The following is a 26247-nucleotide window of genomic DNA, read 5'->3' on the forward strand; positions in this document are numbered from 1 at the left end:
GGGCCCGCCACTGTCACTCCTCTGTCCAGGGGCGCAGCTTCTCCGGGTTGCGTACGGCCCAGATGTGGGTGATCCGGTCGCCGGAGATGCGGAACGCGAACACGGTGACGGTGACGCCGTCCTGCTGGGCGACCAGGCCGGGACGGCCGTTGACCGTGCGCTCCAGGATCGTCAGGTCGGGCGCGAGGCGGGCGACGTTGAGATAGGCGTGGGCGACCCGTTCGCGACCCGTGATCGGCCGCCGCAGGGCGCCGACCAGGCCCCCGCCGTCGGCGATCACGGTGGCGTCGGGGTCGAGGAGGCCCATGAGAGCGCCCACGTCCTTCGCCGCCCAGGCCTGTTTGAACTCCCGGACGATGCCGGCCTGCGCGGTCGTCGGCCCGGCGGGGGCCTGTGCGTCGCGGATGCGGCGGCGGGCCGAGGAGGCCAGTTGGCGGCAGGCCGCAGGTGTGCGGCCGACGATCTCGGCCACCTCGGCGAACGCGTAACGGAAGACGTCGTGAAGGATGAAGGCGACGCGTTCGGCCGGTGTCATGGATTCCAGTACGACGAGGAAGGCCATGTCGACCGACTCGTCGAGGGTGATCCGGTCCGCCGGGTCCGCCGCGACGCCGTCGGTCCACTCCCGGCGCTCGGGAAGCGGCTCGGGGATCCACTCGCCCACGTACCGCTCCCTGCGCGCGCGGGCGGAGCCGAGCAGATTGAGGCAGATACGGCTCGCGACCGTCGTCAGCCAGGCGCCGGGAGATTCGATGGCATCCCGTTGCGGCCGGTCCATGCCGTACCAGCGGACGTACGTCTCCTGCACGACGTCCTCGGCGTCGGCCAGCGAGCCGAGGAGCCGGTACGCCAGATCGGTCAGCCGGCGCCGCTCGCTCATGATCGCGTCCAGGCCCGGATCGGGCCGATGACCGTGTGCCGTCTCGGATCGGTTGGCCATGGTGTCGCGCACTCCCTTGCCTCGGCCTCGTACTTGCCCTCCATCTCTTTGACGGGACAGCCCTTCGGAATGTGACGTCGTTCGCGTCGCCTCACATTCCGGAGGGCTGCGTTGTCGTAACGGGCATACGGAACGGAGGAAGCCGATGACCGACTTTCAGGCGATTGCCGACCGCGTGGAGATCGAGGCGCTACGCGGCGAGTTCACCGACGCGGCGATGATGCGCGACCGCGCCCGCCTCGCGTCGCTGTTCACGGAGGACGGCGTGCTGCGGATGCCCGACGTCCCCATCGAGATGACCGGCCGGGAGGAGATCCGCACCGGGGGCGAGCGGCTCCAGGCCCAGTGGGACTTCTTCGTGCAGAACACGCATCCGGGCGTGATCCGGATCGAGGGCGACACCGCGACCGGCCGCGCCTACATGCAGGAGATCGCGCGCATGCAGAGCGGCTTTCAGGGCCTCAACTACGCGATCTACCACGACCGTTACCGCCGCACCGACGAAGGCTGGAGGTTCTCCGAGCGGGTCTACGAGATCCGGTACTTCGACACCACCCCACTGACGGGCTCGGCCCCGGCCTGGGACCCCCACGCGACCCAGGAGGCACGATGACCGTCTCGACTCCCGCCACACAGTTCACCGGCCCGGCGCCCGCGGACCGCTTGGAGCGGGCGGCCGCCGCGCTGGCGGCGCACCGCTTCACCGTCGAGATCCTCGATGACGCCGCCGCGGCGCGGACCCGGGTCCAGGAGCTGATCCCGGAGGACGCCAGTGTGTTCACCACGGCCAGCGAGACGCTGCGGCTGTCCGGCATCGACGACGACATCAACACCAGCGGCCGGTACCGGGCGGCCGTCAAGCCCCGCGCGGTGACCATGGACCGGGCCACCGAGGCGGACGACATCCGGCGCCTGATCGCCGTCCCCGACGTCGTCGTGGGCAGCGTCGCCGCGCTCACCGAGACCGGCTCCCTCGTGGTGGCCTCAGCCAGCGGAAGCCAGTTGCCCGCGTACGCCGGTGGCGCCGGGCGCACGATCCTGGTCGTCGGGGCGCAGAAGGTGGTGCCCGACCTGGACACCGCTCTGCGCCGCCTGGAGGAACACGCCCTCCCGCTCGAAACCGCCCGCGCCCTCGAGGTGTACGGACAGCCCAGCTCCGTCAACCAACTCCTGGTCCTCAACGCGCAACCCCTCACGGGCCAGGGAATCGTCCTGCTGCTCCGCGAGGCGATCGGGTTCTGAACCGGCGCCTGACACAGCCTCCCCCAGCCGACGCCGGGGGAGGCTCAAGGCGCGTGTGGGTGTCAGGCCGTGACGTCGATGTACGTCGAGGGGCCGTAGCTGGATCCGCTGACCGGGGTGACGTACATGCGGACGGTCCTGCCCTCGGTGAGGTCGCCGCCCTTCCACGGGCTGCAGTATCCGGCCGTGTGGCCACGGGTGTCGACGCGCCGGTCCATGATGCCGTCGTAGTTGTAGTCGAGCGCGGTCTCGATGCCCCAGCCGTCCGACTTGGTGTCACACGCGCGGATCGCGTCGCCCGGGGTCGAACCGTCCGGGTCGGCGTTCCACGTGGCGCTGCCGGCGCCGCTGGGCGCATAGATGGTGACCGTTCCGGCCCAGGCCTGGCCCTGCAGGCCGGCGACCAGACCGATCGCGCAGGCACCGGTGGCGAGCGCTCTGATCACGGTGCTCCGGGTCTTCATGATGTCCCCTCCCCTTGCCGGCGGACCGGTGCCCGCCGACGCTCGGAAGGAGAATGCCATACGTAGATCAACTTCGGGAGGCGGAACGCCCGTTCCCCGTATCGCTCACTTCTCCACCAGCCGTTCCATGAGCGCGGTGGCCTCGGCGAGGGTGCGCAGTTCGGCCTCGTCGAGCTCGCCGGTCAGGGCCTGGACGAGCCAGCCGTGCTTGGCCGCCCGGACCGAGGCGAGGGTGCTCCGGCCGCTCTCCGTGATGGCGACGACGGACTGACGGCCGTCGTCCGGGTCCGGCGTACGCGCGACGAAGTCCCGTTCCTCCAGAGCGGCGAGGGTGAGCCGCATCGACTGAGGCCGCACGTACTCGGCGCGCGCGAGCGCGGCCGTGGTGGCGGGGCCCTCTCCGTCCAGGCGGGCCAGTACGGTCCGCTGCGTCGGGGTGAGGAGGCTGTCGGGCGACGCGGTGCGCAGTCGCCTGAGCAGACGTCCGACGACGGTGGAGAGATCGGCGGCCACCTGTTCGGCGAGCGGCTCGTACGCGGGTTCTCGCTGCATGGCCTCACCGTAGAAGGCCGACAGGCAGCCTTGCAATTTCGCCCTTTTCGCCTGACGGGCCGGCGCGGGGAAACCATCGGCCGCCGTCCCTCTTCCCGCTGGTCCGACCAGTCGGTATGTTCACTTCCTGCGGACCCATCCCGACTCGCCCCGCCTCACCGCTTCGGCCCACGGAGACCCCATGACCCAGCACGCGCCCGGCATCCAAGGACACTGCGACGCACGCTTCGACGCCGTCCGCGCCGCCTTCGAGGAGAACTTCGACGAGCGCGAGGAGCTGGGCGCGGCCGTCACCGTCCTGATCGACGGCGCGCCCGTCGTCGACCTGTGGGGCGGCTGGGCCGACGCGGCCCGCACGCGCGCGTGGGAGCGCGACACGGTCGTCAACGTGTGGTCGACGACGAAGGGCCCGACGGCTCTGTGCGCCCACATCCTCATCGACCGCGGCCTGCTCGACCCGGACGCGCCGGTCGCCACGTACTGGCCCGAGTTCGCCGCCGCCGGCAAGGAAGGCGTACTCGTACGTCATCTGCTGTCGCACCGGGCCGGGCTTGCCGGGCTGCGCGAGCCGCACTCCCTGGAACAGCTCTTCGACTGGGAGCTCACCACGTCCCGGCTCGCGGCGCAGGAGCCCTGGTGGGAGCCCGGCTCGGTCTCCGGCTACCACGCACTGACGTACGGGTTCCTGGTCGGCGAGGTCGTCCGGCGCGTCAGCGGTCTGCTGCCGGGCGCGTTCCTTGAGCGCGAGGTGACGGGCCCGCTCGGCATCGACTTCACGATCGGACTGCCGGACAAGGAGGCGGGCCGCGCGGCGGAACTGGTGCACCCGCGCGCGCAGGCCACCAGCGAACAGGCCGCGATCTTCGCCCAGTTGGCCCCCGCCGCCCTCGCGGCGCTGACCAACCCGATCGCCGGCGCGTCGGAGGCGAACACCGCGGCATGGCGCGCCGCCGAGATCCCGGCCGCCAACGGTCACGGCACGGCGCGCGCCGTCGCCGCGCTGTACGCGATCGTCGCGGGCAAGGGCCGCTCCGGCGACCGGCAGATCCTGTCCCCACAGGGCGCCGAGCGGATTCGCGAGGGTCAGGGCAGCTGTCGCGACCTGGTCCTGGGGGCCGGATTCACGCACGAGACGGAGCTTGGCCTCGGGCTCTGGCTGAGCGGACCGAACGGCTCGTACGGGCCCAACCCGCGCGCGGTCGGACACGACGGTTTCGGCGGCTCGTTCGGGTCGGCCGACCCCGAGTCGGGTGTCGCCGTGGGCTATGTGATGAACCGGATGGGTCCTCACATCGCCGACGACCCGCGCAAGATGGCCCTGATCAGCGCCGTGTACGACACTCTCGGCTGAGATTCGACCGCCGGAAACCGATCACCACGCGCCGTCCTGCGCGCCCTTACCGCCGCGCAACCTTACGGTAACCACATGGGCAGTTCGCCAGGCTAATCTGCTGACTGCCCAAGAGGATTACGAGGCGACGCGACCAGGGGGCCGACCGGATGGCACAGGGCACGACGACAGCGAGGGCCTGCCTGATGGCCCTCACCGTCGGCATGCTCGTCCTCCAACTCCTGGTCAAGGGCGCCCCGTCCGCGTCCGCGCACGGGCCGGTGACGCACACCGGCAGCCCGGTCGCCACCTGCGACCACACCGAGCTGCCCCGGAGTTCGTCCCACCACTACCTGCCCCGCGACCGGTACCGCGCGGAGGAGTACGTGCCCGACGCCTCCGTGCGCGGGGCCGCGTGCCCGTGGCAGGTCCAGGCCGGGGACCCGGGTGTCGCGCCGACGGCAGGCGCCGACGAGAGGTCCCCGCACCGCCAGCCGAGACGGGCGGCCGACTCCCTCCCCGTCATACTCCAGGTCTTCCGCTGCTGAGAGCGCCCGAGGGCAGGAGCAGTTCCCCCGCGTCTTCGGCGCACCCTCCTGCCCGCCTCCCGTGACACTCCGCACGTGTAGGACTACGCGCCCCGCACGGGGCGCGCTGGAGGTATGCGCTCGTGAAGCGTTTGGTACCGCGGCAGGACTTCGCCGCGTCTCTCGTCGTGTTCCTGGTCGCCCTGCCGCTCTGCGTGGGCGTGGCCGTGGCGTCCGGCGTCCCGGCCGAACTGGGCCTCGTCACCGGCATCGTGGGCGGTCTGGTGGCCGGCTCCATGCCCGGCAGCAGTCTGCAGGTGAGCGGGCCCGCGGCCGGGCTCACCGTGCTCGTGTACGAGGCCGTGCAGGCGTACGGCCTGCCGGTGCTCGGCGTCATCGTGCTCGCGGCGGGGCTGCTCCAGCTCCTCATGGGCAGCCTGCGCCTGGGCCGCTGGTTCCGGGCGATCTCAGTAGCGGTCGTCGAGGGCATGCTCGCCGGGATCGGCCTCGTCCTGATCGCCGGGCAGCTCTACGCGATGGCCGACACGCCGGCGCCCGCGTCGGGTATCGACAAACTCGCCGGACTGCCCGGGCTGTTGATCGGCTCGGCCACCTCGCCGAAGGCGCTCACCGCGCTCGCCATCGGCGTGGGCACGATCGTCGTGCTGCTCGGCTGGAAGCGGCTGCCCAAGGCGGCCCAGGTGGTGCCCGCGCCGCTCGCCGCGGTGGGGCTCGCGACGCTCGCGGCCGCCGGGTTCGGGCTGCCGGTCGCGCGGGTCGAGGTGCAGGGTCTGATCGAGTCCGTACAGCCGCCCGGCACCGACGCGTTCGGGCAGCTCGCGAGCATCGGGGTCGTCGGCACCGTCCTCGCGTTCACCCTCATCGCCTCCGCCGAGAGCCTGTTCAGCGCGGCCGCCGTCGACCGGATGCACGACGGGCCGCGCACCACGTACGACAAGGAACTCATCGCGCAGGGCGCCGGCAACACGGTGTGCGGGCTGCTCGGCGCGCTGCCGATGACGGCGGTGATCGTGCGCAGCGCCGCCAACGTCCAGGCGGGCGCCCGCACGAAGGCCTCCCGGGTCCTGCACGGTGTATGGCTACTGCTGTTCGCGGCGCTGCTCCCCGCCGCGCTCGGCGTGATCCCGGTCGCCGCGCTCGCGGCCGTCCTGGTCCACGCGGGCGGCAAACTGATCCCCGTACGGCAGATCGCGGGGCTGTGGCGCGACCACCGGGGCGAGGCGCTGGTACTGGTCGTCACGGCGGTGTCGATCGTCGCGGTCAGCATGTTCGAGGGCGTGCTCATCGGCCTCGCTCTCGCGGTGGCCAAGACGGCGTGGGAGGCCTCGCACGTGCGGCTCGACGTCATAGACAAGGGGGCCGGGCCGATCCAGGTGTATCTGACGGGCAACGCGACGTTCCTGCGGCTGCCGAAGATCCTCGACAGCCTGGAGTCGCTGCCGCAGGACCGGCCCGTCGTGCTCGACCTGTCCGGTCTTCACCACCTCGACCACGCCTTCGGGACGGCGCTGCGGAACTGGGCGGACCGGCACAGCGGCGCCGGCACGGAGCCCGTCAAGGTCACTCCGGGCCAGGCCGCTCCGGGGGGCTGAGACCGGCCCGCGCGGAGCCCTACGGCGTGATCGCGCCGAGCAGGGCCCGCGCGCACAGGTCGCGCACCTGATCGCGTGACAGCTCCGGCTCGTCGAGCCACTCGAGGCACACGGCCACCATGAAGGCCAGCCAGCCTCGTACGGCGAGCCGGAGCACCGGGGATTCGCCGTCGACATGGGACCGGTCGGGGTCGGCGGCGAGCGCCTCGACGATCTGGCGCTCCTGCGCGGCCAGGCCCCGCCGGTACACCTCGCGCACGGCCGGGTCGCCCGCGGCCTCGGCCCGGTGGAAGGCGCGGAAGCCCTCGCCGTGTGCCTCCACATATCCGAGAAACGTATCGAGGCCCGCGGCGATCTGGTCGCGCACGGGGATCCCGGGAACGGCCGCGGTCAGGCGCAGCATCCGCTCGCTCTCGCGCTGGACGACGGCGGCGAAGAAGTCCCGTTTCGTCGGGAAGTAGTGGTAGAGGAGCCCACGCGAGACGCCGGCGATCTCGGCGACCTGCTCGATCCAGACGTCGTCGTACGTGCTCTGCGCGAACAGCCGTGCGCCCACGCAGAGCAGCTGCTCGCGGCGCTCCTCGGTGCTCAGCCGGCGGCGCGTGCGCTCCTGCTCCCTGTCGGCCATGGCAGCACCTTACTCGCATTACTTGACGTGAATTCAATAGCGGGACCACACTGGGGAGCGTATTGAACCCACGTATAACAACGGTCGGGTACAGGCACTCTCTACGTCCAACAGGTGGGGATCATGGCTCAGTTGACGCGGCCGGCGACGGACTCGACACCGACGAAGGGCTTTCGCAGTGCCGAGCTCGGCTGGCCCGGCCTCGACCTGATACCGCACCCGCCGCGACGCGTTCCCCTCGTCGGCGACATCCTCGGCGCGAACGTGCGCACGCCGGTGCAGGACTCGATGCGGATCGGCAAGGAACTCGGGCCGGTCTTCCGCCGCAAGGCCTTCGGCAACGAGATCGTGTTCGTCTGGGGCGCGCGGTTCGCCGCCGACATGGCGGACGAGTCACGGTTCGCCAAGCATGTCGGCCTGGGCGTCGCCAATCTGCGGCCGGTGGCCGGTGACGGCCTGTTCACCGCGTACAACCACGAACCCAACTGGCAACTGGCGCACGACGTGCTCGCTCCCGGTTTCGGCCGCGACGCCATGGAGGGCTACCACCCGCTGATGCTGGACGTCGCGGGGCGCCTGATGGCGGCCTGGGACGCCCGGGAGGCGGCGGGCCTGGCCGTGGACGTGCCCGGCGACATGACGAAGCTGACCCTGGAGACGATCGCGCGGACCGGTTTCGGCCATGACTTCGGGTCGTTCGAGCGGGAACGGCCGCACCCGTTCGTGAGCGCCATGGTCGGCACGCTGTCGTTCGCGCAGCGCCGCAACGTGGTGCCACCGTCGCTCGCCCCCCTGCTCCTGCGGGGCGCGGAGCGTCGCAATGCCGCCGACATGGCGTACCTCAACCGGACCGTGGACGACGTCGTCGCCGCGCGGCGAGCCGCACCCGGATCGCCCTCCGCAGGGCAGGGCGACCTGCTCGACCGCATGCTGGAGGTCGCCCACCCCGACACCGGGGAGCGCCTCTCCCCCGAGAACATCCGGCGCCAGGTCATCACGTTCCTCGTCGCCGGGCACGAGACGACGTCGGGCGCCCTGTCGTTCGCGCTGCACTATCTGGCGCACCACCCCGACGTCCTCGCGAAGGCGCGCGAAGAGGTGGAGCGGGTGTGGGGCGACGCGGACGAGCCCGCCTACGAGCAGGTGCCCAAGCTCCGCTATCTGCGCCGCGTTCTCGACGAGTCCCTGCGGTTGTGGCCGACGGCTCCGGCGTTCGCGCGCGAGGCCACCGTCGACACGACGCTCGGCGGGGTCCACCCGATGCGCAGGGGCGCTTGGGCGCTGGTCCTGACATCGCTCCTGCACCGTGACCCGGAGGCGTGGGGTGACGACCCGGAGGCCTTCGACCCGGACCGCTTCGCTCCGGCCGCCGTGCGCTCGCGCGCCCCGCATGTCTTCAAGCCGTTCGGCACCGGGGCGCGCGCGTGCATCGGCCGCCAATTCGCCCTGCATGAGGCGACGTTGGTGCTCGGCCTGCTGTTGCGCCGCTACGACCTGCACCCCGAACCCGGCTACCGGCTGCGCGTCGCGGAGCGCCTGACGCTGATGCCGGAAGGCCTGCGGCTCAACTTGGGACGCCGCGCGAAGGTCCGTACGACGGACTGAGTTCCATCGGCCGAGTTCGACGGCCGAGCACCCCCGCTCAGCACTCGCGTCGAAGGCGAATTGTCAGACCCGTGCGCAAGAGTGGAGGCACATGTCTCCACATCCACATCTTCGCCGAGCTGAGGGGCCCATCGACATGAACGCGACCAGGAATGCCGAACTCGCCGCGGCCCAGGCCTGCCTGCGCCTGCTGCACACCGCGCGCGCCGCACTGACCGGATGCGAGCCGGCGACCGCCGCGTCGCTGCTCGCCCTGCCGATCGCGGAGGCCGACGAGGCCCTGGACAGGGCGGGACTCGCGGGAAACGAGGCCTGGCTGCTCGAGAAGCTGTACGACTTGGGAACGGAGACGCGTGTTCATACGTGAGGTAGGTGTACTCGTCCGTAGGTGAGGGACGTGTGTTCGTCCGTAGGTGGCGTGCGTGCGTCAGATTCCCGCGTTCCCGCGTTCCCGAGACCGTTCAGGAGAGCTCCGTTGACGATCCCACCCGTGGTCCCGCACCGTATCGATCCGGCCGGTGGCTGCCCGCACGCGGCGAACGCGCGACTGCTGGACCGGGGCGCCGTCGCCCCGGTCGTGCTGCCCGGTGACGTCGAGGGTATGGTGGTCCTCGGCCACGACGCCCTCAAGGACTTTCTCGCGCACCCCGATGTCGCCAAGAGCGCCCGGCACTTCACCGCGCTGAACGAGGGCCGCATACCCGACGGCTGGCCGCTCATGACGTTCGCGACCGTGCAGGGTATGACGACCGCGGACGACGAGGACCACCGGCGGCTACGGTCGCTGGTGAGCCGGGCGTTCACCGCGCGTCGCGTCGAGGCCCTGCGGCCACGCGTCGAGGAGCTGACCGGCGAGCTGCTCGACAGGCTCGAAGCCGCTGTGACGGAGGGCGAGGACATCGTGGAGCTGCGGCGGCGGTTCGCGCTGCCGCTCCCGATGAGCGTGATCTGTGAACTGCTCGGCGTGGACGAGGAGTTCAGGGGGCGGCTGCACCATCTGTCGGGCCAGGTCGTGGCCACCGACATCGGCCCGCGCGAGGCGGTGGCCGCCAACCGTGAGCTGGTCTCCGTGCTCGCGGCGGTCGCCGCGTCCCGGGCGAGCCGGCCGGGCGACGACCTGACGAGCGCGCTGATCGCAGCGCGCGAGGAGGACGGCGACCGGCTGAGCGAGCAGGAGCTGATCGGCACCCTGCTCCTCATGATCATCGCCGGGCACGAGACGACGCTGAACCTGATCACGAACGCCGTGCGTGCCCTGTGCGCACACCGCGACCAGCTCGACCTCGTCCTGTCGGGCGCGGCGTCCTGGTCCGACGTGGTGGAGGAGACGCTGCGCTGGGACAGCCCCGTCAGCTACTTCCCGTTCCGCTACCCGAAGCGGGATCTGACGGTGGACGGGACGGTGATACCCCGGGGCACCCCGGTGCTCGCGGGCTACTCGGCGGCGGGGCGTGACCGGAGCGCGCACGGCACGGACGCGGACCGCTTCGACGTCACGCGCGCCTCGGCCGCCCGCCATCTCTCACTGGGCCACGGGCCGCACTACTGCCTGGGGGCGCCGCTCGCCCGTCTGGAGGCCACCGTCGCCCTGGAGCGCCTGTTCGCCCGTTTCCCCGATCTCGATCTGGCCGCGCCCGACGCGGAGCTCGCGCGCAAGGCGGGTTTCGTGGGCAACAGCGTCGACCAACTCCCGGTGCGCCTGCGGCCGGTGGCCGGGGCGGCCTGACGGACGGCTCCTCAGCGTTCCTGGTCCGCTGGTCCTAGGCCGCGCGACCTGGGCCGATACGGTCCCTCCGCCCGTGGCCCAGGTCCGCCCGACCCTCCAGACTGGTGCTATGGACGCCTCACGCACCGACGCCTATCTCCGCCGCATCGCGACGCCGCGCCCCGCGGCGCCGACCGCACAGGCGCTGCGCACGCTGCACCTCGCGCACCAGCGGGCGGTCCCGTTCGAGAACCTCTCGATCCATCTGGGCGAGGACATCTCCATCGATGAGGAAGCGATCGTCGCCAAGCTCGTCGACCGCCACCGCGGCGGCTTCTGTTACGAGCTCAACGGCGGGTTCGCGGCGCTGCTCACGGCGCTGGGCTTCGAGGTGTCCCTGCTCCAGGCCCGGGTGTACGGCAAGGAGGGACACCTCGGCATCCCGTACGACCATCTCGCCCTCCGTGTCCACACCGTCGACGGGGCCGATCTGCTCGCGGACGTCGGTTTCGGGGCACACAGCCACTTCCCGCTCGACCTCGGTGAGCGGGGGGAGCAGCGGGATCCGGGTGGCGTCTTCCGGATCGCCGAGACGAAGGAGGGCGACCTGCGCGTGTCCAAGGACGGGGCACCGGAGTACCTCCTCGAACAACGCCCTCGGGAGCTGAGGGACTTCGAGGTCGGCTGCTGGTACAACTGCACGTCGCCGCAGTCCACGTTCACGCGGTCGCTGGTCTGCTCGCTGGTCACGGACGAGGGCCGGCTGACCCTGAGCGGCCGCACGCTGAAGACGACGGTCGGCGGCGAGCGCCACAGCACGGAGCTCACGTCCGACCGTGAGGTGCTCGACACGTATCGCGAATCGTTCGGCATCGAGCTCGACCGGGTACCGGCGGATCCGACCGCCTGAGTCCGGCCCTCCGCCCCCGACCCTCCGGCTATCGCACTCTCCGGCCCGGCGCCCCTCCGGTACCCCGGCTCTCAGCCGTCGGTGGTGTGCGCGGCGATGGTGCGGTCGAGTGCGGGTGCGAGCCAGTCGAGGGTCAGCTCTGCCCGCCGCGCGAGCCACCCGGGGGCGGTATCGGCCACGCCGCCCCCGTACCGTCGGCGTTCGATGTCCGCCACGACGTCGGCGGGTGCGCCGAGCTCGGTGAGGACGGCGAGTGCCTCGGCCTTGCTGATGAGGGTGCCGTCGCGCAGGGTGACCGTGGCCCGGGCCAGGACCATCAGTCCCAGGTCGACCCAGACGTTCTCCAGCCACAGCTCGGGGCGTGCGGTCCTGGGCCGCCAGTAGCCGGCCAGGTCCGCGAGGATGTACGCCCTGAGCGTGCGGTCGTCCACCGGCGGCAGGGTGCTCGCGATCGGAGCCCCATGGAGCACCAGGCCGAATGTGTGGAGTTCGCGCCGGGTGACGGGCGTGACCGTGCGGGCGTAGGCCTCCCGGTGGGCCCAGGTGAAGTGCGTACGGTCGGGGTCGTCGAGGTCGCCGTGCGACATGTAGCTGCAGTGGAGGTGTGCCGCGAGGGGCAGTTCGGCGTCGATTCCCTCGTGCAGCGTGGTGAGCCGTGTCTCCTCGTCCGGCTTGAGCGGGTGCGGGACGACGGCGACGAGGTCGAGGTCGCTGCGCCCTTCCTGGTAGTCCCCGCCGGCGAGCGACCCGTGCGCCCACAGCGAGAACGGGGCGGGCAGCGCCTCGCGGAGCCCGGTCAGAAAGCGGGCGAGCAGGTCGGACGTGGCCGCCGGATGTTCCTCCGCTGTGGTCATCCGGTCAGTGTGCCAGGAGTCAACTGGGCCTGTACGGCTGGTCCGTAGCGCTCGGTGATCTCTTCGATGGGCGCGGAGCGCACATGGGGGCCGCGTGCGATGCCGTACATGACGCCGAGGCCGAGGAGGAGGGAGACGGCTAGTTCGGCGCGCAGGCCCGCGTCCGGGCCGTGCAGGCGTTCGGCGAGGCGGTCGCTGACCTGCGTACGAAAGTTGGCGCGGAGGATGTCGCCCTGTTCGCCGTGGAGCGGGGCGAACACGATGCGCAGGATGGGATCCGCGCCGTGCTCGGACTGGCCGGTGACGAGGTGGCGCACCATGTGCCGGCCGAGGTCCTCCAGCGGAGCGTCGAGGAAGGCCTCCACGTCCGCCTCGAAGTTCATCACCTGGGAGAACAGGGCATCCTTGTTGCCGAAGTACTTGAGGATCAGCGGGGCGCTGACCCCGGCGCGCTCGGCGACGGCCTTGAGGGTGATGTCGGTGTGCGCGTGCCGGGCGAGGAGGTGGCGACAGGCGCGGATGATGGCGGCCTTGGTCGCCTCGGCGTCGCGGCGCGCCGGCCCCGAACGGTGGTCGCGGATCACGCCGGGGGCGGACTGCGCCTCGGCGGATGCCGTCGGGGCCGGGCTCGTCACGGGGTCACGCTCCTTCGAGGGCCTTGTCCGTCCGCCCGGTCGTGGCGCTGACGGACCTGCGCCCTCCATTGTCCGCCGCGTCAGCTGGAACGGTGAACGCCGCCGCTACGACCACGAGGGCGACCGTACCCGCCATGACGAAGGCCATCTGATAGCCGCGCAGTGAGGGGAAGCCGGCGCCGGTCGCGTGGTGGACGAGGATCGCGGCGACCGCGGCGCTGGAGACTGCCTGGCCGATGGTCCGCATCAGGACGTTCACGCCGTTCGCCGACGCGGTCTGGCCCGCGGGCACGGCCCGCAGGATGAGGGTGGGCAGCGCCGAGTAGGCGAACGTGGTACCGGTCGACACGATGGCGGCGCCCAGGACGATCACCCACAGGTCGCGGCTGTCGGCGATGCGGACGACATAGCCGAGCGCCATCGCGGCGCCGCCGATGGCGAGGCTCACGCGGGGGCCGCGCGCGGCGGAGACGCGGGCCGACACCGGCGAGAGGAGCAGCATGATCACGCCGTTGGGCAGCAGGCACAGGCCGGTCTGCACGATGGACAGACCGAGCCCGTAGCCGCTGGACTTGGGCGCCTGGACGAGCTGCGCCGTGACGAGAGAGTTGGCGTAGAAGGCGAAGCCGGCGATCAGGGCGGCGAGGTGCGGCAGGCCGACGCGGCGGCCGACGGCAAGCCGGAGGTCCACCAGCGGACGCTCGGCCCGCAGCTGCTGCCACGACCACAGCGCCAGGATCACGACGGCTCCGGCGAACAGGCCGACCACGCGGGCGCTGTCCCACCCCCACTGGCCGCCCTGCGACACGGCGAGCAGCAGACAGACCAGGCCGCCGGCGATCCCGGCCGCGCCGAGTGTGTCGAACCGGCCCGGTTCGCGTACGGGCGACTCGCGCACGGCCCAGCAGGCGAGGGCGAGGCCGAGGGCGCCGAGGGCGCTGGTCGCCCAGAACATGACGTGCCAGTTGGCGTACTGGACGATCAGGGCGGCGAGCGGCAGGCCGAGCGCGGCACCGATCCCCACGGTCGAGCTCATGAGGGCGACCGCGGATCCCGTGCGGTGGGGCGGGAGTTCGTCGCGCAGGATGCTGATGGAGAGCGGGACGACCGCGGCGGCCGCGCCCTGGAGCGCGCGGGCCGTGATCAGGACGCGGATGTCGGAGGTGAGCGCGCACAGCACCGACCCGCCGGTCATCAGGCCCAGCGCGAGCAGCAGGACGCGCCGCTTGCCGTACATGTCGCCCGCTCTGCCGAGCACGGGGGTGAGGACGGCGCCGGCGAGGAGGGTCGCGGTGACCGTCCAGGAGACCGCGCCGGGTGAGGCTCCGGTCAGCCGGGGCAGGTCGGGGAGCAGCGGGACCACGACGGTCTGCATGACGGCCATGAGGATGCCGCCGAAGGCGAGGACCGGGATCGTCAGCCGGCCACGGAGACCGGGCAGTGGGGCTGTTTCGGGGCGTATGTCGGGGTTTATCGCGGGCTCCATGAGCGCTCCGGTGGACGCCTCGAGGGCGGGGGCGGGAGGTGGGGTGAATTTCTATTCACCTACGTGGTGAATCAGTATTCACCAGAGTCCTCGCATCTGACCAGAACACACGGACGAAGCCCCGCATACCGGTCGCAAGCCCCGGCATCTCCGCCCACACCCTCAGCTCGGCCCTCGAAACCCGGTCCTCAGCCCTTCGCAGCCTCCCGCACCGCCTCGACGAACCCTTGGAGGGCGGGCTGCGTGGGGGCCGTGTCGCGGGTGGCCGCACAGATCACCCGGATCGGCTCCGGTTTGCGGACCTTGCGCAGGACGATGTCGGGGTGCCGGTTCCTGAGGCCCATCAGAGGCATGAGGCCGATGCCCATTCCGGCGGCGACAAAGCCCTGGGCAGTCGCGTAGTCCTGGCTCGCGACCGAGAAGTCGGGGCTGAATCCGGCGGCGGCACAGGCGTCGCGGACGATCTCGTGACAGGGGCCCGCGACGCCCTCGGTGTCGACCCAGGGTTCGTCGGCGAGTTCGGCGAGGTCGATGACGCGCCGCTCGGCGAGCGGATGGTTCTTGGGCAGGACGGCACGGTAGGGGTCGTCGGCCAGGTGGCCCATGCGGATCCCGGTGGGCGGCACATCGCGCGTGCGCACCACGACGGCCACGTCGGCCCGCCCCTGCCGCACCTCGGGCAGCGGATCCTCGGGGTCGGTCACTCTCAGGTCGACGCGCACGCCGGGGTGCCGCTCGCGCAGGCGCGCCACGGCGGGCGCCACGAGCGCGGCTCCGGCGGTGGCGAAGTAGCGCACGGCGAGTGTGCCGGTGCGGCCGTCGCGCAGGTCGGCGAGTGCGGTCTCGGCCTCGGCGACCTGGCGGCTGATGGCGTCCGCGTACTGCGTGAGCAGCCGCCCCGCCTCTGTGGCCTGCACTCCTCTGCCGACGCGTTCGAGCAGCGCCGTGCCCGCCTGTTTCTCCAGGGCGGCGACCTGCTGGCTGATGGCGGACGGCGTGTAGCCGAGGTTCGCCGCCGCGGCGGTGACCGAGCCGCTGGTGACCACGGCGCGCAGGACCTGCATACGTCGCACATCGAGCATGTAGGAGAGGTTAACAGTAGGTCCAGGACTTTTCACTTGTCCTGTTGAGTCGGGTGAGGGAGCGTACGAAGCCAGGACGACGACGAACGGGAGGTGTGCGGTGTTCGGTGGACGCGGCGCGGCGGTGCGGATGGGGGTGCTCGCGCTCCTGTGGGGCTCCGGGTTCCTGTGGATCAAGTTGGCGCTTCAGCACGGGTTTTCGCCGGTGCACATCGTCGTGGTGCGGTGCGCGCTCGGCGCGGGCGTCCTGTTCGCGCTGAGCCGGGCGACCGGGCAGCGGCTGCCCCGCGACCACCGCACGTGGGGCCGCCTCGTGGTCGCCGCGTTCTTCTGCAACGCGGTCCCGTTCGCCCTCTTCGGCTTCGGCGAGCAGACCGTCGACTCGGGCGTCGCCGGCGTACTCAACGCCACAACTCCCCTGTGGTCACTACTGATCGGCGTCGCCCTCGGGTCGGAGCGCGGCATGCGACCGCTGCGGCTGACGGGTCTGCTGCTCGGCTTCGCCGGTACGTTGCTGATCTTCGCGCCGTGGCAGCGAGCGGGCCTCGCGAGCTGGGGCGCGCTCGCCCTGCTCGCGGCCGCGGCGAGCTACGCGGTGGCGTTCGCGTACATGGGGCGCAAGCTCACCGGGCCCGGTGTCCAGCCGATCGCACTGTCCTCGGCGCAGTTGACGACCGCGACGGCACTCAGCGTGCTGGCGCTACCCTTCGGAGATTCGACCTCCTCCGATGTCGACCTGACGGGCGTCCTCGCGGTGCTGATCCTCGGGATCTTCGGCACGGGCGTGACGTTCTACCTCAACTACCGTCTGATCGCGGACGAGGGCCCGACGAGCGCGGCGACGGTCGGCTACCTCCTGCCGGTCGTCTCGGTGGCGCTGGGCGCCGTCGTGCTCGGCGAGGACCTGTCGGCGCGGGTGGTGGCGGGGATGGCGGTCGTGCTGGCCGGCGTGGGGATGACGCGAAAGGCCTCGGCCCGAAAGGGAACGCGTGAGGCCTCCGGCACGGCGACCGTTCCTGTCCCCTCCGCCGCACGCCAGCCATACTGCCGACCATGACTTCTGCTGCCACCACCCTTCGCGTCGGGCTCGTCGGCACCGGCACCTGGGCCTCGAAGACACACGCCGCCGCCCTGCGCGCCCACCCGGGGACGGATCTCGTGGGCGTCTGGGGTCGCAGGCCCGAGGCCGCGGCCGAGGTCGCCGCCGCCCATGGGACTCGGGTCTTCGAGGACGTCGACGCGCTGTTCGCGGCGTGCGACGCGGTGGCGTTCGCGGTGCCGCCGGACGTGCAGGCGCCCCTCGCCGCGCGGGCCGCCGCCGCGGGCTGTCATCTCCTCCTCGACAAGCCGCTGGCCACGTCGGTGCCCGCGGCCAGGGAGGTCGTGGACGCCGTACGGGCCGCGGGGGTCGCGTCCGTCGTGTTCTTCACCCTGCGCTTCGCGACCGCCACGTCCGACTGGCTGGCCCAACAGGCCGTCGCAGGAGGCTGGTTCACAGGCCGGGCCGACTGGTACGGGTCCCTGTACACCCCCGGCGACACGTCCGAGCTGACCACGTCCCCGTGGCGGGTCGGGCGCGGCGCCCTGTGGGACGTCGGCCCGCACGCCCTGTCCGTACTGCTTCCGGTGCTCGGGGACGTCACGTCCGTGACGGCCGCGCGGGGACCGGCGGACACCGTGCATCTGGTCCTCGCACATGCGTCGGGCGCGTCCGCCACGGCCGCGTTGAGTCTGACCACTCCGGCCAAGGCGGCGGCTGTCGACGTGGAGCTGCGCGGGGAGTCCGGCATCGTGTCGATGCCGACGGGCGGTGCGTCGGTCGACGCGTTCGGCGTGGCGGTCGACGCGCTCCTGGAGTCCGTGCGCACGGGCCGGCCGCACGCCTGCGACGCCGCTTTCGCGTTGCGCGTCACGGAGATCCTCGCGGCGGCGGAGGCCCGCCTCGCGTCATCCGGCGGCGAACCAGGCCCCGGCGAGTGAGTCGAACGTCGCCTCCGGCGGCGCGGGCAGTTCCCGTAGGTACCAGGGCAGATCGCTGTACACGTGCAGGAGTGTGTACGCCGTCACGGTGCGGGGCGCGAAAGCGCGCCCGTATGCCTCGGTGAATCGGGTCATCAGGCGCGGGTCGGCCCGGGTGACGAACAGGCCGACGGCCACGAAGTCGTAGGCCGGGTCTCCGATCATGGCGGGTTCGAAGTCGAGGAGTCCGGTCAGAGTACGGTTCCGGGGGTCGACGACGAGGTGCTGGCGCATGAACTCCGTGTGCAGCAGGGCGCGTTCGGGTCCGGTCGGCAGCTCGACGGAGTCGAGGAAGTCGGGGATCTGCTCCAACCAGCCCTCCGCGAGGCCGTGTTCGCGCTGTTGCTGTACGGCGCCCGCGCGCTGCTCGCCCACGAACGTGTCCCAGTCCCCCGGGCCCACCGCTCCGGCGAGGGGCCCGGGGTCGAGGGCGTGCAGCGCGGCGAGGCACGCTCCGGCCTCCGTGACGATGCGATCCTGGTCGGCGCGCGGGATGCCGGGCCAGGCCACGGCCAGGTCCTCGCCGGGCAGCCGGGACATGAGGATGTAGCGCCACCCGTTCTCGTATGCGCCCGCGGAGCGGACCTCGGGGGTGGGCACGGGGAGCCTGCCCTCGAGGTGGGTGAGGACCCGGGCCTCGGTGACGCCGTCCTCCGCCGAGGCCGCCGGGAACAGCTTCAGGACGTGCTCGTCACCGACGGCGTAGACGGGTTGGGAGCCTGCTTCGAAGCGCGTGAGCGGGAGGCCGGTGAGGCCGAGCCGGGCGCAGAGGTCGTCCGCTCCCCGCCGCATGACCGCTTCGTCGGGGACCACGGCGTCCCATTGCTCGTCGGTTTCCACGAGGGGCAGCATGGTCCGCACCCTAGGGTGGGGCCCGGCGGGCCTCAACGGGATTTCGGCGCCCGACGGCTGGTCGCCCCGCGTCGGCGGCAGCAGGGCGGACGGTGCCTGCTCCAGGAGCAGCCAGGGCTTGCCGCCCTTGAGTGGACGCATCAGGGGCCGGTCCGCCCCCGCTCTTGACCCGCGCCGCCCCTTCGGGGTCCGATCACCCCTGGACCCGCCGAGCGACCCAGGACTGTGACCGCATGACTTTGCAGATCAGCGCCACCAACCCCGAACACCCGGCCCTCCTCCTCGAACTCCCCTGGCACGTCCCCCTGGAGGAGTGGCCGGAGAAATACCTGGTGCCGCTCCCCCGTGGCATCTCGCGCCACGTCGTCCGCTACGCCCGTGCGGGCAGCGAGGTCGTGGCCGTGAAGGAACTCGCCGAGCGGCCCGCGGTGCGCGAGTACGAACTCCTGCGCACCCTCGACCGTCTCGCGATTCCGGCGGTCGACCCCGTCGCCGTGGTCACCGGCCGCACGGACGCCGACGGCTCGCCTCTCGAACCCGTCCTCATCACCCGTCACTTGGGCGGCTCGCTCCCCTACCGCTCCATGTTCGAGACGACGATGCGCCCCGGCACCGTGCACCGTCTGATGGACGCCCTCGCCGTCCTCCTCGTACGGCTGCATCTGGCGGGGTTCGCGTGGGGGGACTGCTCGCTGTCCAACACCCTGTTCCGGCGGGACGCGGGCGCGTACGCCGCCTACCTCGTGGACGCCGAGACCGGGGAGCTGCACCCCCGGCTCAGCGACGGGCAGCGCGCGTACGACATCGAGCTCGCCCGGGTCAACATCAGCGGCGAGATGCTCGACCTCGAGGCGTCCGGCGCCCTGCATCCGTCCATCGACCCGATCGCCTTCGGCACGGAGATCGGGGAGCGCTACGACGCGCTCTGGACGGAGCTGACGCGTACCTCCGTCTACCCGGCGGGCAAGCACCACTACATGGAGCGCCGCATCCGCCGCCTCAACGATCTGGGCTTCGACGTCGCGGAGATGCAGATCTCGCACGCGGACCAGGGGGACACCGTCACGTTCGTGCCGAAGGTCGTGGACGCGGGCCACCACCAGCGCCAACTCCTGCGCCTCACCGGCATGGACGCCGAGGAGAACCAGGCACGACGGCTCCTGAACGACCTGGAGAGCTGGATGGCCACGCAGGACGACTACGCGCCGGGCGATCCCCTGGGGGCGCGCGCCGAGGTCCTCGCCCACCGCTGGGTGCGCGACGTGTTCCGGCCGACCGTGCGCGCGGTACGCGACCACGTACCGGAGCGGACGGACGCGGCCGAGCTCTACCACGAACTGCTCGAACACCGCTGGTACCTGTCCGAGCGGGCGCAGCACGACATCGGGCTCGACGCGGCGGTCGAGGACTACGTCAAGAACATCGCCGGCCGGTCGCGGCCCTGACGGCGCGCGCTCCGAAGATCGCCAGGGACGGAACCGGTGGCGCGGACCCGTCGTGGTAGCAGCGAGGAAGACGCGCGACGAGGGGAGACGATCATGAGCGGGAGTGTGCGGGTCGACGGGAACAGTCTGGTGCTGCCGGGCGGTGCGCGGGTGCGGTTCGTACGCACGCTGCGCCTGCCGGAGACCGGAACGCATCCGCTGCCGCCGGGGCTCGGCGAGTTCCCGGTGCGCCGGGTCGAGGACTACGCGGACTCGGTGCCGCCGCAGTGGCGGGCGCGCGGCGGCGTGATGCTGCCGATGTACCTGCGCGAGGCGATGTGGCTGAGCTTCGCGGGAACGGCCGAACCGGCCGCGCTCCAGGTGGGCGTGGGCAAGGTGTGCGCCATCTCGGGGCTCCCGTGGAGCAGCCGGCTGTCCCTGGATCCGCAGAACTACGTGGTACTGCCGCGCCAGCCATGGCTCGACGGCATCAAGTCCGGGAAGGGCACGGTACGGCAGTTCGTGGCGCTGCCCCTGGGGCTCGGCGCCACGGTCGAGGGCCAGGTCACCGGCGAGGAGACCTGGGGCGGGATCCAGCTCCAGGCCTTCGCTCTGGCCGAGTCGGCGCTGGGGGCCTGGCGCGCGGAGGAGGCCCGCAAGCGGGAGGCCGCGGCGCGGGCGGTGCCGCCTGCGCCCGGCGGCATGCAGTGGATGGGGCCGTCCGGCGGTTACGGAGCGGCGCCGATGCCGGCCGCGCCGGGTGCCGCACCGCAGGCTCAGGCGGCGCGTTCGATGGGGATCGGCGCGGGCGGCACGATGCGCCAGCAGGTGTTCCAGGACGACCGGCCTGGGTCCGACTGGGCCGAAACCGCCGCGGGCCGCGTGTTCGTGCACCTGGTGACGCCGCCGGACTGGCGCCGCATCACGGGCGAGGAGCCGCCGCCGTCGCCGGTGGACCGGGCCGCGTACACGCGGGCGGGGCTGCCCTGGTTCGACTACTACGACGAGAGCGCCGAGGATCTCGCGCCGACGGACACGCTCGGGGCGGTGAAGCCGGCGGGTGACTGGCTCGGCGACGACCACGAGCCGTGGCAGGCGCCCGGCGCGCACCAGATCAAGCCCCTGGGGGACGCGGGCAAGCCCGTGGCGGACGGCGACTGGTGAGTGCGCGGTGCGGCGGGGTCGGTTCGCCGGCCCCGCCCTGCGGCCGGCCCGCGTGCGCGGCGGCGCATGCGCGGGCGGCCGGTACCGTGGCCGCTACGTAATGGCGAGTGACGGCACCGGCCGCAGCCAGTGAGCCCTTGATCTGCCGGGAGAAGTGCCCGAACTGGGCCAAGCGATGCACTTTCCGGTCACATGGATCGGAATATGACAACTGGCCCTGCACTGTTCCCGAAACGGATCCGAGGGTTCGACGGATACCCGACACCGGGAAATTCAGCCATTTTCGAGCGTCCCGGTCCAGGTGTCCCATCGGCGTGGCCGCGCGGCCCCTGGTGTTCAAACCAGCAGGTCGCCGACCCCACGGGCTCCATCATGACGCACCGGCTGATCGTTTTCTTCGGGCAATGTTTATTACCAAACATGATGGGAGTAATTAGACTGCACTCGCTCAACTCGGCGTGTACCTCAAGGGATTACCCACCATGAACAAGACGGCGCTCCGCGCCCTGCTCCGTGAACGGCGCGCCCTGATAGCCCCCGAATCCCACGGCTTCAGCCGCCCCACAGGCCAGGGCCGACGCGCCCCCGGCCTCTCCCAGCACCAGGTTGACCAACTGCTCCACCGAACCCTGGGGACGTACCACCGGCTAGAATCGGGCAACTACCCGAACCCGCCGGCGGACCTGTTGCGCGAGGTGGCCCACCTCTTCGACCTGAACGAGCAGGAATGGGTCTCTCTTTGCCGATACGCCCTGCTCCAAGACCCCCCGGGCCCTCTGCGTCCGTCGTCCGGCAAGGAGATCCCCGGCATCTGGCAGGAAGCTGTCGAGGGCATCGAGCACATGGCCTACATCACGGACGCCTCCTGGGACATGCTCGCCTACAACAGCGCCTTCGCGGCGCTTTTCCCCAGCGGTCGCCCTCCGGCGAACACCATGCGGTGGATGCTGCTCGACCCGGAGGGACGCAAGCAGCTGACCGACTGGGACACCGCCTGGGTGCCATGGATCCTGCCCCAGCTGCAGGCGGCCATCGCCGCGCGCCCCAAGGACGAAATCCTGGCGCAGATCGAGAAGGAGGTCCTCGCCGATCCCCAACTGGCCAGCGTGTACGAGGCCGGAGGCGCGCTCTTCCACCCCGACGGACACGAACGACCTCTGTGCCACACTCACAAGGGCCCCGGCTGGGTGTCGATCTGCGCCGCACAGCCCATGACAGCGCCGGGTTCGCGCCTGTTCATCCTCATCTTCCGCCCGGGCGAGGGCCTGCATCACACTCGGCCGCCGATGATTCGAGCCCGGTGAAGTAATTTGAGCAGCACCCCCCACGCCCAACCCCTCCTTGTGGGAGCTGCTCGATGACCGCCTACGTCTCACGACCCCGGACAGTTCTCGGTGCCCACAAGGTCACCACCGAGGAGATATCCGACGACATACGCACGCACCATTCCGACCATCCCCGGCTCTCCACGCTCCTTCGCGTCGTGGACAACTGCGGTGTACGAACCCGCTACTTCACCCGCCCCCTCGACTCCCCCACGATCTCTGGGACGGCGGATGTCCACGACCGCACGCGAGCCGCGTTCGACGATTCCCTCGAAATGTCACAGAACGCCGCGGTCCTCGCCCTGGAGACGGCAGGCCAGCACGCGAACGACATCGACGCGATCGTCACGACGCACGCAACGGGGTGGGCCGTGCCCAACCTGGACATCCATCTCGTCAACCGGCTGGGGCTTCGCCCCACGGTGCGTCGAATCGCCATGACCACCGCCGCCTGCGGCGGGGGCGCCCAGGCGCTCATCCGCGCCGCGGACCTCGTCGCCGTCCGCCCCGGCAGCAAAGTCCTCGTCGTGGCGTCGGAGGTCCTCTCCACCTCCTACAACCACAGCAACGCGACGATCGAATCGATGATCTACAAGGCCCTGTTCGCCGACTCCGCCGCGGCTACGGTCGTCACCAGCAGCCCCCTCGGCCCCGGTCTCGCCATCGAGGACACCCTCGAATACACGCTCCCCCATAGCCAGGACCGGTACCGCGGGCGGCTCGACGCCGCGGGGATGCATTTCGAGTCGACGAAGCAGGCACCCACGACCGCGGCAAAGACCCTGACCGTGGTCGCGGACTGGGTCGGCGCCCGGCCTGTCGACTTCGCAGTGATCCACCCCGGCAGTCACAGCATCATCTCCACCACAGGCGACACCTTCGGCCTCGGCGGACATGGCACCAGGCACTCGACGGAGTCGTTGACCAACGAGGGAAACCTCGGCGGTGCCAGCGTCCTGCGCGTACTCGAACGCACTCACAGCGACCCGCCCGCCGCAGGATCCCAAGGCCTCGCCGTCGCCTACGGCCCCGGATTCTTCACTGCCGCCCTCCACGGCCACTGGCACGCCTGACCCCCCCTCCCATCATGTCCCGCCGGGACACATGTCTCATTGGGACATCATGGGTGTACGCTCGAAGACATGAAGGCGAACGACCCCGCACCACTCACCGAACCCGCCGAGGACCGTCGGCAGCGCAAGGCCCGGCAGACCCGGGAAGCGCTCGCCGCCGCGGCCGTCGGGCTCGTGCTGGAGCGGGGTCTGGGGGCCGTCACCGTGGAGGCCATCGCCGACCGCGCCGACGTCACGCGCCGCACCTTCAGCCGCCACTTCGGCGGCAAGGAGGACGCCGCCCTCGACTTCACCCGCACCGACGCCGACCGGATCAACGCGGCCCTGCGCGCCCGCCCCGCGAGCGAGCCCCCGATGCTCGCCTACCGCAGGGCCGTCGAGCAGTGGCTGGCGGAGCCGTCCGCCCCGCACCGCAGGCCGCACATGCGTGCCCTGCTCGCGGCCCTCGACACGGAACCGGCGCTCTTCGCCGCGTACGAACGCCTCCGGGTGGACGCCCAGGACGAGTCCGTGCGCATCATCGCCGACCGGCTCGGCACCGACCGGGACCAGGATCTGCGCCCGGCGGTCGTCGTCGGCGCCGCGGCCGGTGTGCTCACCGCCGCCCTGCGCCAGTGGGCCCGCGGCGGCGACGGGCACGACACAGATCTCGCAGACCTGGTGGGGCAGGCCTACGACGCCCTGACCGGGGAGGCCGTCCTCGCGTCGGCCCCCCACATCGCAACCAGAAAGTGAACATCACCATGAGCACCACGAACACCCCGGCACCCGTCGGCGACTACGCGACCGAGTTCGCCGACAGGACCGCCCTTGTCACCGGCTCCGCCTCCGGTATCGGCCTCGCCACCGCCCGCCGCCTGGGCCGTGGCGGCGCGAACGTCGTGATCGCCGACTACAACGCCGACGGCGCCGAGAAGGCCGCCGCCGAGCTGAAGGCCGAGGGCATCACCGCCGCGGCCGTCGCCGTGGACGTCACGAAGCCGGAGTCGGTCGAGGCCGCGGTGAAGTTCTCCGTCGACACGTTCGGCAGCCTCGAACTGGCCGTCAACAACGCCGGGATCGGCGGCGAGAGCGCCCCCACCGGCGAGTACGACATCGATGTCTGGAACCGCGTCGTCCGCACGAACCTCGACGGCGTCTTCTATTCGATGCGCCACGAGCTGCCCGCCATCGAGGCGTCCGGCAAGGGCGGCGCCATCGTGAACGTCGCGTCGATCCTCGGCTCGGTCGGCTTCGCCGGCTCCCCCGCCTACGTCGCCGCGAAGCACGGCGTCGTCGGCCTGACGAAGACCGCGGCCACCGAGTACGCGGCGAAGGGCATCCGCGTGAACGCGGTCGGCCCCGGCTTCATCGACACCCCGCTGCTGCGGCAGATGGACCAGGACGCGTACGACGCGCTGACGGCGCTGCACCCGGCGGGCCGGCTCGGTCACGCCGAAGAGGTCGCCGAACTGATCGCGTTCCTGCTCTCCGACCGCGCCTCCTTCGTGCACGGCAGCTACCACCTCGTGGACGGTGCCTACACCGCGCGCTGAGGCGGGATCAGCTCTCCCCTGCTCATGACGAACCGCAGGTCCGTCAACGCCTCGAGGCCGACGCGCGTGCCGCCGGACACGGCGATCAGGTCGGCCGGACGCCCCCGGGCGAGGACTCCCGCGCGGCCGCCGGCGCCCAGCGCGTCGGCGGCCTCCGTGGTGGCCATGTCGAGGACGCGCGGCGCCGGCATCCCGATGTGCTCGAAGAACGTCAGGCTCTGGCGCAGTCCGTCGAACCCGGCGCGCTGAACTCCCGCGTCGGTACCGGCGATGAACCGAACGCCGCGTTCCGCCATGGTCCGCACCTGGCCGAACAGCCTCTCGGCGCGTTCGGCCCCGAAGACCGTGGGCAGCATCCGCCAGTGCGGACTGACGGTCGGGCATACGCGGATCCCGCGCTCCACGATGGCGTCGAGCACGTCGGCACGCAGATCGTTGCCGTCCTCGGTCATCCAGGTGCAGTGTTCGAGCGTGTCGACGCCCGCCGTCACCGCGGCCTCGATCCCGGCCGTGCCGTGCGCGTGAGCTGCGACCGGCAGCCCCGCACCGCGCGCCTCCTCGACGACGACGGCCAGCTCAGCGGCGCCGAACTGGGCCTGCCAGGTGGCCGGCCCACCGCGCGTCAGGGCGCCGCCGGTCGCCATGACCTTGATCACATCAGCGCCCAGCTCGGCGTTGCGCCGCACGAGGTCGCGCAGTTCGCGCTCGCTGCCGACCTCTCCGCCCAGGAACCAGCAGTGACCCCCCTTGGGGGTGACGGGCGTCGTCGCGGCGACTATCCAGGGTCCCGGCACCGCGCCCGACTCGATCTCCTCGCGCAGCCGCAGGGTGAGTCGCCCGCGGTCCCCCAGGTCCCGCACCGTGGTGACGCCGCTCGCCACGAGCCGCGCCGCACGCTCCCTCATGACGGCGAGCAGCGCCTCGTCGTCCTGCCCTTCGAGCGTCCCTACCGGGTCCGTTCCCGCGTCGAAGACGAGGTGGACGTGCGCGTCGACGAGGCCCGGCAGCACAGTGGTGCCCGGCAGCGCGATGCGCTCGTCCCGCTCGTCCGCCAGGGCCTCGACCTCGGCGCGTCTCCCCGCCCCGACGACGGTGTCCCCGTCCGTGAGGACGGCACCGACCTCGACACAGCGGCCGCCCAGGCCGGTCACCACACGCGCCGCCGTGATCAGCTTCCTGCTGCTCATCCTGACCTTCCGAAGGGTCGGAAAAAGGGCACCCGGGAGTGTGTCATGAAACGGGCCCTATCGGGCAGGGCACCCAGGGTCATGCACCGCGAGGA

Annotated in this window: 27 protein-coding genes; 17 read left to right on the plus strand and 10 right to left on the minus strand. The window is 71.6% G+C overall.

Going from position 1 to position 26247, the window contains the following annotated elements:
• Nucleotides 1–13: 13 nt before the first annotated feature.
• The gene (gene sigJ, locus OG758_RS06105; protein ID WP_326709001.1) at nt 14–940 is read right to left on the minus strand and encodes an RNA polymerase sigma factor SigJ; all 927 of its coding nucleotides are present in this window, start codon (nt 938–940) and stop codon (nt 14–16) included.
• A 145-nt stretch (nt 941–1085) separates the two neighbouring features.
• On the opposite strand from sigJ, the gene OG758_RS06110 reads away from it, so the two are divergent.
• Both OG758_RS06110 and OG758_RS06115 read left to right on the plus strand, forming a co-directional pair.
• The gene (locus OG758_RS06110; protein ID WP_326709002.1) at nt 1086–1553 is read left to right on the plus strand and encodes a nuclear transport factor 2 family protein; all 468 of its coding nucleotides are present in this window, start codon (nt 1086–1088) and stop codon (nt 1551–1553) included.
• Nucleotides 1550–2182, plus strand: a complete 633-nt coding sequence (locus tag OG758_RS06115; protein ID WP_326709003.1) for an LUD domain-containing protein — start codon at nt 1550–1552, stop codon at nt 2180–2182. The genes OG758_RS06110 and OG758_RS06115 overlap by 4 nt, the downstream gene beginning before the upstream one ends.
• Before the next feature lie 62 nt (nt 2183–2244).
• Here the strand turns inward: OG758_RS06115 and OG758_RS06120 are convergent, their stop codons facing one another.
• Both OG758_RS06120 and OG758_RS06125 read right to left on the minus strand, forming a co-directional pair.
• Nucleotides 2245–2646 (minus strand): hypothetical protein, encoded by a 402-nt coding sequence (locus OG758_RS06120; protein WP_266570640.1) that lies wholly within the window; start codon nt 2644–2646, stop codon nt 2245–2247.
• 105 nt (nt 2647–2751) lie between these two features.
• Nucleotides 2752–3198 (minus strand): MarR family winged helix-turn-helix transcriptional regulator, encoded by a 447-nt coding sequence (locus OG758_RS06125; protein ID WP_326709004.1) that lies wholly within the window; start codon nt 3196–3198, stop codon nt 2752–2754.
• A 181-nt stretch (nt 3199–3379) separates the two neighbouring features.
• On the opposite strand from OG758_RS06125, the gene OG758_RS06130 reads away from it, so the two are divergent.
• From OG758_RS06130 to OG758_RS06140, 3 genes are all read left to right on the plus strand, one after another.
• Nucleotides 3380–4549: a serine hydrolase domain-containing protein gene (locus tag OG758_RS06130; protein ID WP_326709005.1), complete on the plus strand. Its 1170-nt coding sequence runs from the start codon at nt 3380–3382 to the stop codon at nt 4547–4549.
• A gap of 149 nt (nt 4550–4698) precedes the next feature.
• Nucleotides 4699–5076, plus strand: coding sequence for a hypothetical protein (locus OG758_RS06135; protein WP_326709006.1), 378 nt, complete (start codon nt 4699–4701; stop codon nt 5074–5076).
• 122 nt (nt 5077–5198) lie between these two features.
• Nucleotides 5199–6668, plus strand: coding sequence for a SulP family inorganic anion transporter (locus OG758_RS06140; RefSeq protein ID WP_326709007.1), 1470 nt, complete (start codon nt 5199–5201; stop codon nt 6666–6668).
• 19 nt (nt 6669–6687) lie between these two features.
• Here OG758_RS06140 and OG758_RS06145 read toward each other — a convergent pair whose 3' ends face one another.
• A complete protein-coding gene (locus OG758_RS06145) occupies nt 6688–7296 on the minus strand; it encodes a TetR/AcrR family transcriptional regulator (protein ID WP_326709008.1) in 609 nt (202 codons plus the stop codon).
• Nucleotides 7297–7419: 123 nt separating this feature from the next.
• Here OG758_RS06145 and OG758_RS06150 point away from each other — a divergent pair, with 123 nt between their 5' ends.
• The 4 genes from OG758_RS06150 (at nt 7420) to OG758_RS06165 (ending at nt 11516) form a co-directional block, all read left to right on the plus strand.
• The gene (locus OG758_RS06150; protein ID WP_326709009.1) at nt 7420–8901 is read left to right on the plus strand and encodes a cytochrome P450; all 1482 of its coding nucleotides are present in this window, start codon (nt 7420–7422) and stop codon (nt 8899–8901) included.
• Between the two features lie 136 nt (nt 8902–9037).
• Nucleotides 9038–9268, plus strand: coding sequence for a hypothetical protein (locus OG758_RS06155; RefSeq protein WP_116505549.1), 231 nt, complete (start codon nt 9038–9040; stop codon nt 9266–9268).
• Nucleotides 9269–9376: 108 nt separating this feature from the next.
• Nucleotides 9377–10627: a cytochrome P450 family protein gene (locus OG758_RS06160; protein ID WP_326709010.1), complete on the plus strand. Its 1251-nt coding sequence runs from the start codon at nt 9377–9379 to the stop codon at nt 10625–10627.
• A 109-nt stretch (nt 10628–10736) separates the two neighbouring features.
• Nucleotides 10737–11516, plus strand: coding sequence for an arylamine N-acetyltransferase family protein (locus OG758_RS06165; RefSeq protein ID WP_326709011.1), 780 nt, complete (start codon nt 10737–10739; stop codon nt 11514–11516).
• A gap of 71 nt (nt 11517–11587) precedes the next feature.
• Here OG758_RS06165 and OG758_RS06170 read toward each other — a convergent pair whose 3' ends face one another.
• The 4 genes from OG758_RS06170 to OG758_RS06185 all read right to left on the minus strand — a co-directional run bounded on the left by OG758_RS06170 (nt 11588) and on the right by OG758_RS06185 (nt 15573).
• Nucleotides 11588–12370 (minus strand): nucleotidyltransferase domain-containing protein, encoded by a 783-nt coding sequence (locus OG758_RS06170; RefSeq protein WP_326709012.1) that lies wholly within the window; start codon nt 12368–12370, stop codon nt 11588–11590.
• Nucleotides 12367–13005: a TetR/AcrR family transcriptional regulator gene (locus tag OG758_RS06175; protein WP_326709013.1), complete on the minus strand. Its 639-nt coding sequence runs from the start codon at nt 13003–13005 to the stop codon at nt 12367–12369. Before OG758_RS06175 ends, OG758_RS06170 begins: the two co-directional genes overlap by 4 nt.
• Before the next feature lie 4 nt (nt 13006–13009).
• Entirely contained in the window at nt 13010–14491 is a 1482-nt protein-coding gene (locus OG758_RS06180; protein ID WP_326709014.1) for an MFS transporter, read from the minus strand.
• Between the two features lie 188 nt (nt 14492–14679).
• The gene (locus OG758_RS06185; RefSeq protein ID WP_326709015.1) at nt 14680–15573 is read right to left on the minus strand and encodes a LysR substrate-binding domain-containing protein; all 894 of its coding nucleotides are present in this window, start codon (nt 15571–15573) and stop codon (nt 14680–14682) included.
• A 130-nt stretch (nt 15574–15703) separates the two neighbouring features.
• Between OG758_RS06185 and OG758_RS06190 the strand changes: the two genes are divergently transcribed.
• Nucleotides 15704–16630, plus strand: a complete 927-nt coding sequence (locus tag OG758_RS06190) for a DMT family transporter (protein WP_326715823.1) — start codon at nt 15704–15706, stop codon at nt 16628–16630.
• Nucleotides 16627–17553, plus strand: a complete 927-nt coding sequence (locus tag OG758_RS06195; protein WP_326709016.1) for a Gfo/Idh/MocA family protein — start codon at nt 16627–16629, stop codon at nt 17551–17553. The genes OG758_RS06190 and OG758_RS06195 overlap by 4 nt, the downstream gene beginning before the upstream one ends.
• Here the strand turns inward: OG758_RS06195 and OG758_RS06200 are convergent.
• Nucleotides 17521–18444, minus strand: a complete 924-nt coding sequence (locus OG758_RS06200; protein ID WP_326715824.1) for a phosphotransferase family protein — start codon at nt 18442–18444, stop codon at nt 17521–17523. The two genes, OG758_RS06195 and OG758_RS06200, sit on opposite strands and share 33 nt — an antisense overlap.
• 233 nt (nt 18445–18677) lie before the next feature.
• Here OG758_RS06200 and OG758_RS06205 point away from each other — a divergent pair, with 233 nt between their 5' ends.
• The 6 genes from OG758_RS06205 to OG758_RS06230 all read left to right on the plus strand — a co-directional run bounded on the left by OG758_RS06205 (nt 18678) and on the right by OG758_RS06230 (nt 24965).
• Complete coding sequence (locus tag OG758_RS06205) at nt 18678–19889, plus strand: DUF4032 domain-containing protein (RefSeq protein WP_326709017.1); 1212 nt, start codon at nt 18678–18680, stop codon at nt 19887–19889.
• 90 nt (nt 19890–19979) lie between these two features.
• Nucleotides 19980–21032 carry a hypothetical protein gene (locus tag OG758_RS06210; RefSeq protein ID WP_326715825.1) on the plus strand — a complete coding sequence of 351 codons (1053 nt, stop codon included), beginning with the start codon at nt 19980–19982 and terminating at the stop codon, nt 21030–21032.
• A 482-nt stretch (nt 21033–21514) separates the two neighbouring features.
• Nucleotides 21515–22336: an MmyB family transcriptional regulator gene (locus OG758_RS06215; RefSeq protein ID WP_326709018.1), complete on the plus strand. Its 822-nt coding sequence runs from the start codon at nt 21515–21517 to the stop codon at nt 22334–22336.
• A gap of 53 nt (nt 22337–22389) precedes the next feature.
• Entirely contained in the window at nt 22390–23430 is a 1041-nt protein-coding gene (locus OG758_RS06220) for a PhlD (protein ID WP_326709019.1), read from the plus strand.
• Between the two features lie 69 nt (nt 23431–23499).
• Entirely contained in the window at nt 23500–24165 is a 666-nt protein-coding gene (locus tag OG758_RS06225) for a TetR/AcrR family transcriptional regulator (protein ID WP_326709020.1), read from the plus strand.
• A gap of 8 nt (nt 24166–24173) precedes the next feature.
• Entirely contained in the window at nt 24174–24965 is a 792-nt protein-coding gene (locus OG758_RS06230) for an SDR family NAD(P)-dependent oxidoreductase (protein WP_326709021.1), read from the plus strand.
• On the opposite strand, the gene OG758_RS06235 is transcribed toward OG758_RS06230, so the two are convergent.
• The gene (locus OG758_RS06235) at nt 24950–26152 is read right to left on the minus strand and encodes an amidohydrolase family protein (RefSeq protein WP_326709022.1); all 1203 of its coding nucleotides are present in this window, start codon (nt 26150–26152) and stop codon (nt 24950–24952) included. The genes OG758_RS06230 and OG758_RS06235 overlap by 16 nt on opposite strands.
• Between the last annotated feature and the right edge of the window lie 95 nt (nt 26153–26247).

Source organism: Streptomyces sp. NBC_01474, assembly GCF_035918215.1.
Classification (GTDB): domain Bacteria; phylum Actinomycetota; class Actinomycetes; order Streptomycetales; family Streptomycetaceae; genus Streptomyces; species Streptomyces aureus.

Bases quoted from the DNA above. Each gene is read 5' to 3' on its own strand.
- OG758_RS06205 (WP_326709017.1), top strand. From the start codon at position 18,678: ATGACTTTGCAGATCAGCGCCACCAACCCCGAACACCCGGCCCTCCTC.
- OG758_RS06225 (WP_326709020.1), top strand. From the start codon at position 23,500: ATGAAGGCGAACGACCCCGCACCACTCACCGAACCCGCCGAGGACCGT.
- OG758_RS06150 (WP_326709009.1), top strand. From the start codon at position 7,420: ATGGCTCAGTTGACGCGGCCGGCGACGGACTCGACACCGACGAAGGGC.
- OG758_RS06110 (WP_326709002.1), top strand. From the start codon at position 1,086: ATGACCGACTTTCAGGCGATTGCCGACCGCGTGGAGATCGAGGCGCTA.
- OG758_RS06115 (WP_326709003.1), top strand. From the start codon at position 1,550: ATGACCGTCTCGACTCCCGCCACACAGTTCACCGGCCCGGCGCCCGCG.
- OG758_RS06195 (WP_326709016.1), top strand. From the start codon at position 16,627: ATGACTTCTGCTGCCACCACCCTTCGCGTCGGGCTCGTCGGCACCGGC.
- OG758_RS06170 (WP_326709012.1), bottom strand. From the start codon at position 12,370: ATGACCACAGCGGAGGAACATCCGGCGGCCACGTCCGACCTGCTCGCC.
- OG758_RS06200 (WP_326715824.1), bottom strand. From the start codon at position 18,444: ATGCTGCCCCTCGTGGAAACCGACGAGCAATGGGACGCCGTGGTCCCC.
- OG758_RS06130 (WP_326709005.1), top strand. From the start codon at position 3,380: ATGACCCAGCACGCGCCCGGCATCCAAGGACACTGCGACGCACGCTTC.
- OG758_RS06155 (WP_116505549.1), top strand. From the start codon at position 9,038: ATGAACGCGACCAGGAATGCCGAACTCGCCGCGGCCCAGGCCTGCCTG.
- OG758_RS06135 (WP_326709006.1), top strand. From the start codon at position 4,699: ATGGCACAGGGCACGACGACAGCGAGGGCCTGCCTGATGGCCCTCACC.
- OG758_RS06180 (WP_326709014.1), bottom strand. From the start codon at position 14,491: ATGGAGCCCGCGATAAACCCCGACATACGCCCCGAAACAGCCCCACTG.
- OG758_RS06125 (WP_326709004.1), bottom strand. From the start codon at position 3,198: ATGCAGCGAGAACCCGCGTACGAGCCGCTCGCCGAACAGGTGGCCGCC.
- OG758_RS06120 (WP_266570640.1), bottom strand. From the start codon at position 2,646: ATGAAGACCCGGAGCACCGTGATCAGAGCGCTCGCCACCGGTGCCTGC.
- OG758_RS06220 (WP_326709019.1), top strand. From the start codon at position 22,390: ATGACCGCCTACGTCTCACGACCCCGGACAGTTCTCGGTGCCCACAAG.
- sigJ (WP_326709001.1), bottom strand. From the start codon at position 940: ATGGCCAACCGATCCGAGACGGCACACGGTCATCGGCCCGATCCGGGC.
- OG758_RS06190 (WP_326715823.1), top strand. From the start codon at position 15,704: ATGGGGGTGCTCGCGCTCCTGTGGGGCTCCGGGTTCCTGTGGATCAAG.
- OG758_RS06145 (WP_326709008.1), bottom strand. From the start codon at position 7,296: ATGGCCGACAGGGAGCAGGAGCGCACGCGCCGCCGGCTGAGCACCGAG.
- OG758_RS06165 (WP_326709011.1), top strand. From the start codon at position 10,737: ATGGACGCCTCACGCACCGACGCCTATCTCCGCCGCATCGCGACGCCG.
- OG758_RS06235 (WP_326709022.1), bottom strand. From the start codon at position 26,152: ATGAGCAGCAGGAAGCTGATCACGGCGGCGCGTGTGGTGACCGGCCTG.
- OG758_RS06230 (WP_326709021.1), top strand. From the start codon at position 24,174: ATGAGCACCACGAACACCCCGGCACCCGTCGGCGACTACGCGACCGAG.
- OG758_RS06185 (WP_326709015.1), bottom strand. From the start codon at position 15,573: ATGCTCGATGTGCGACGTATGCAGGTCCTGCGCGCCGTGGTCACCAGC.
- OG758_RS06215 (WP_326709018.1), top strand. From the start codon at position 21,515: ATGAACAAGACGGCGCTCCGCGCCCTGCTCCGTGAACGGCGCGCCCTG.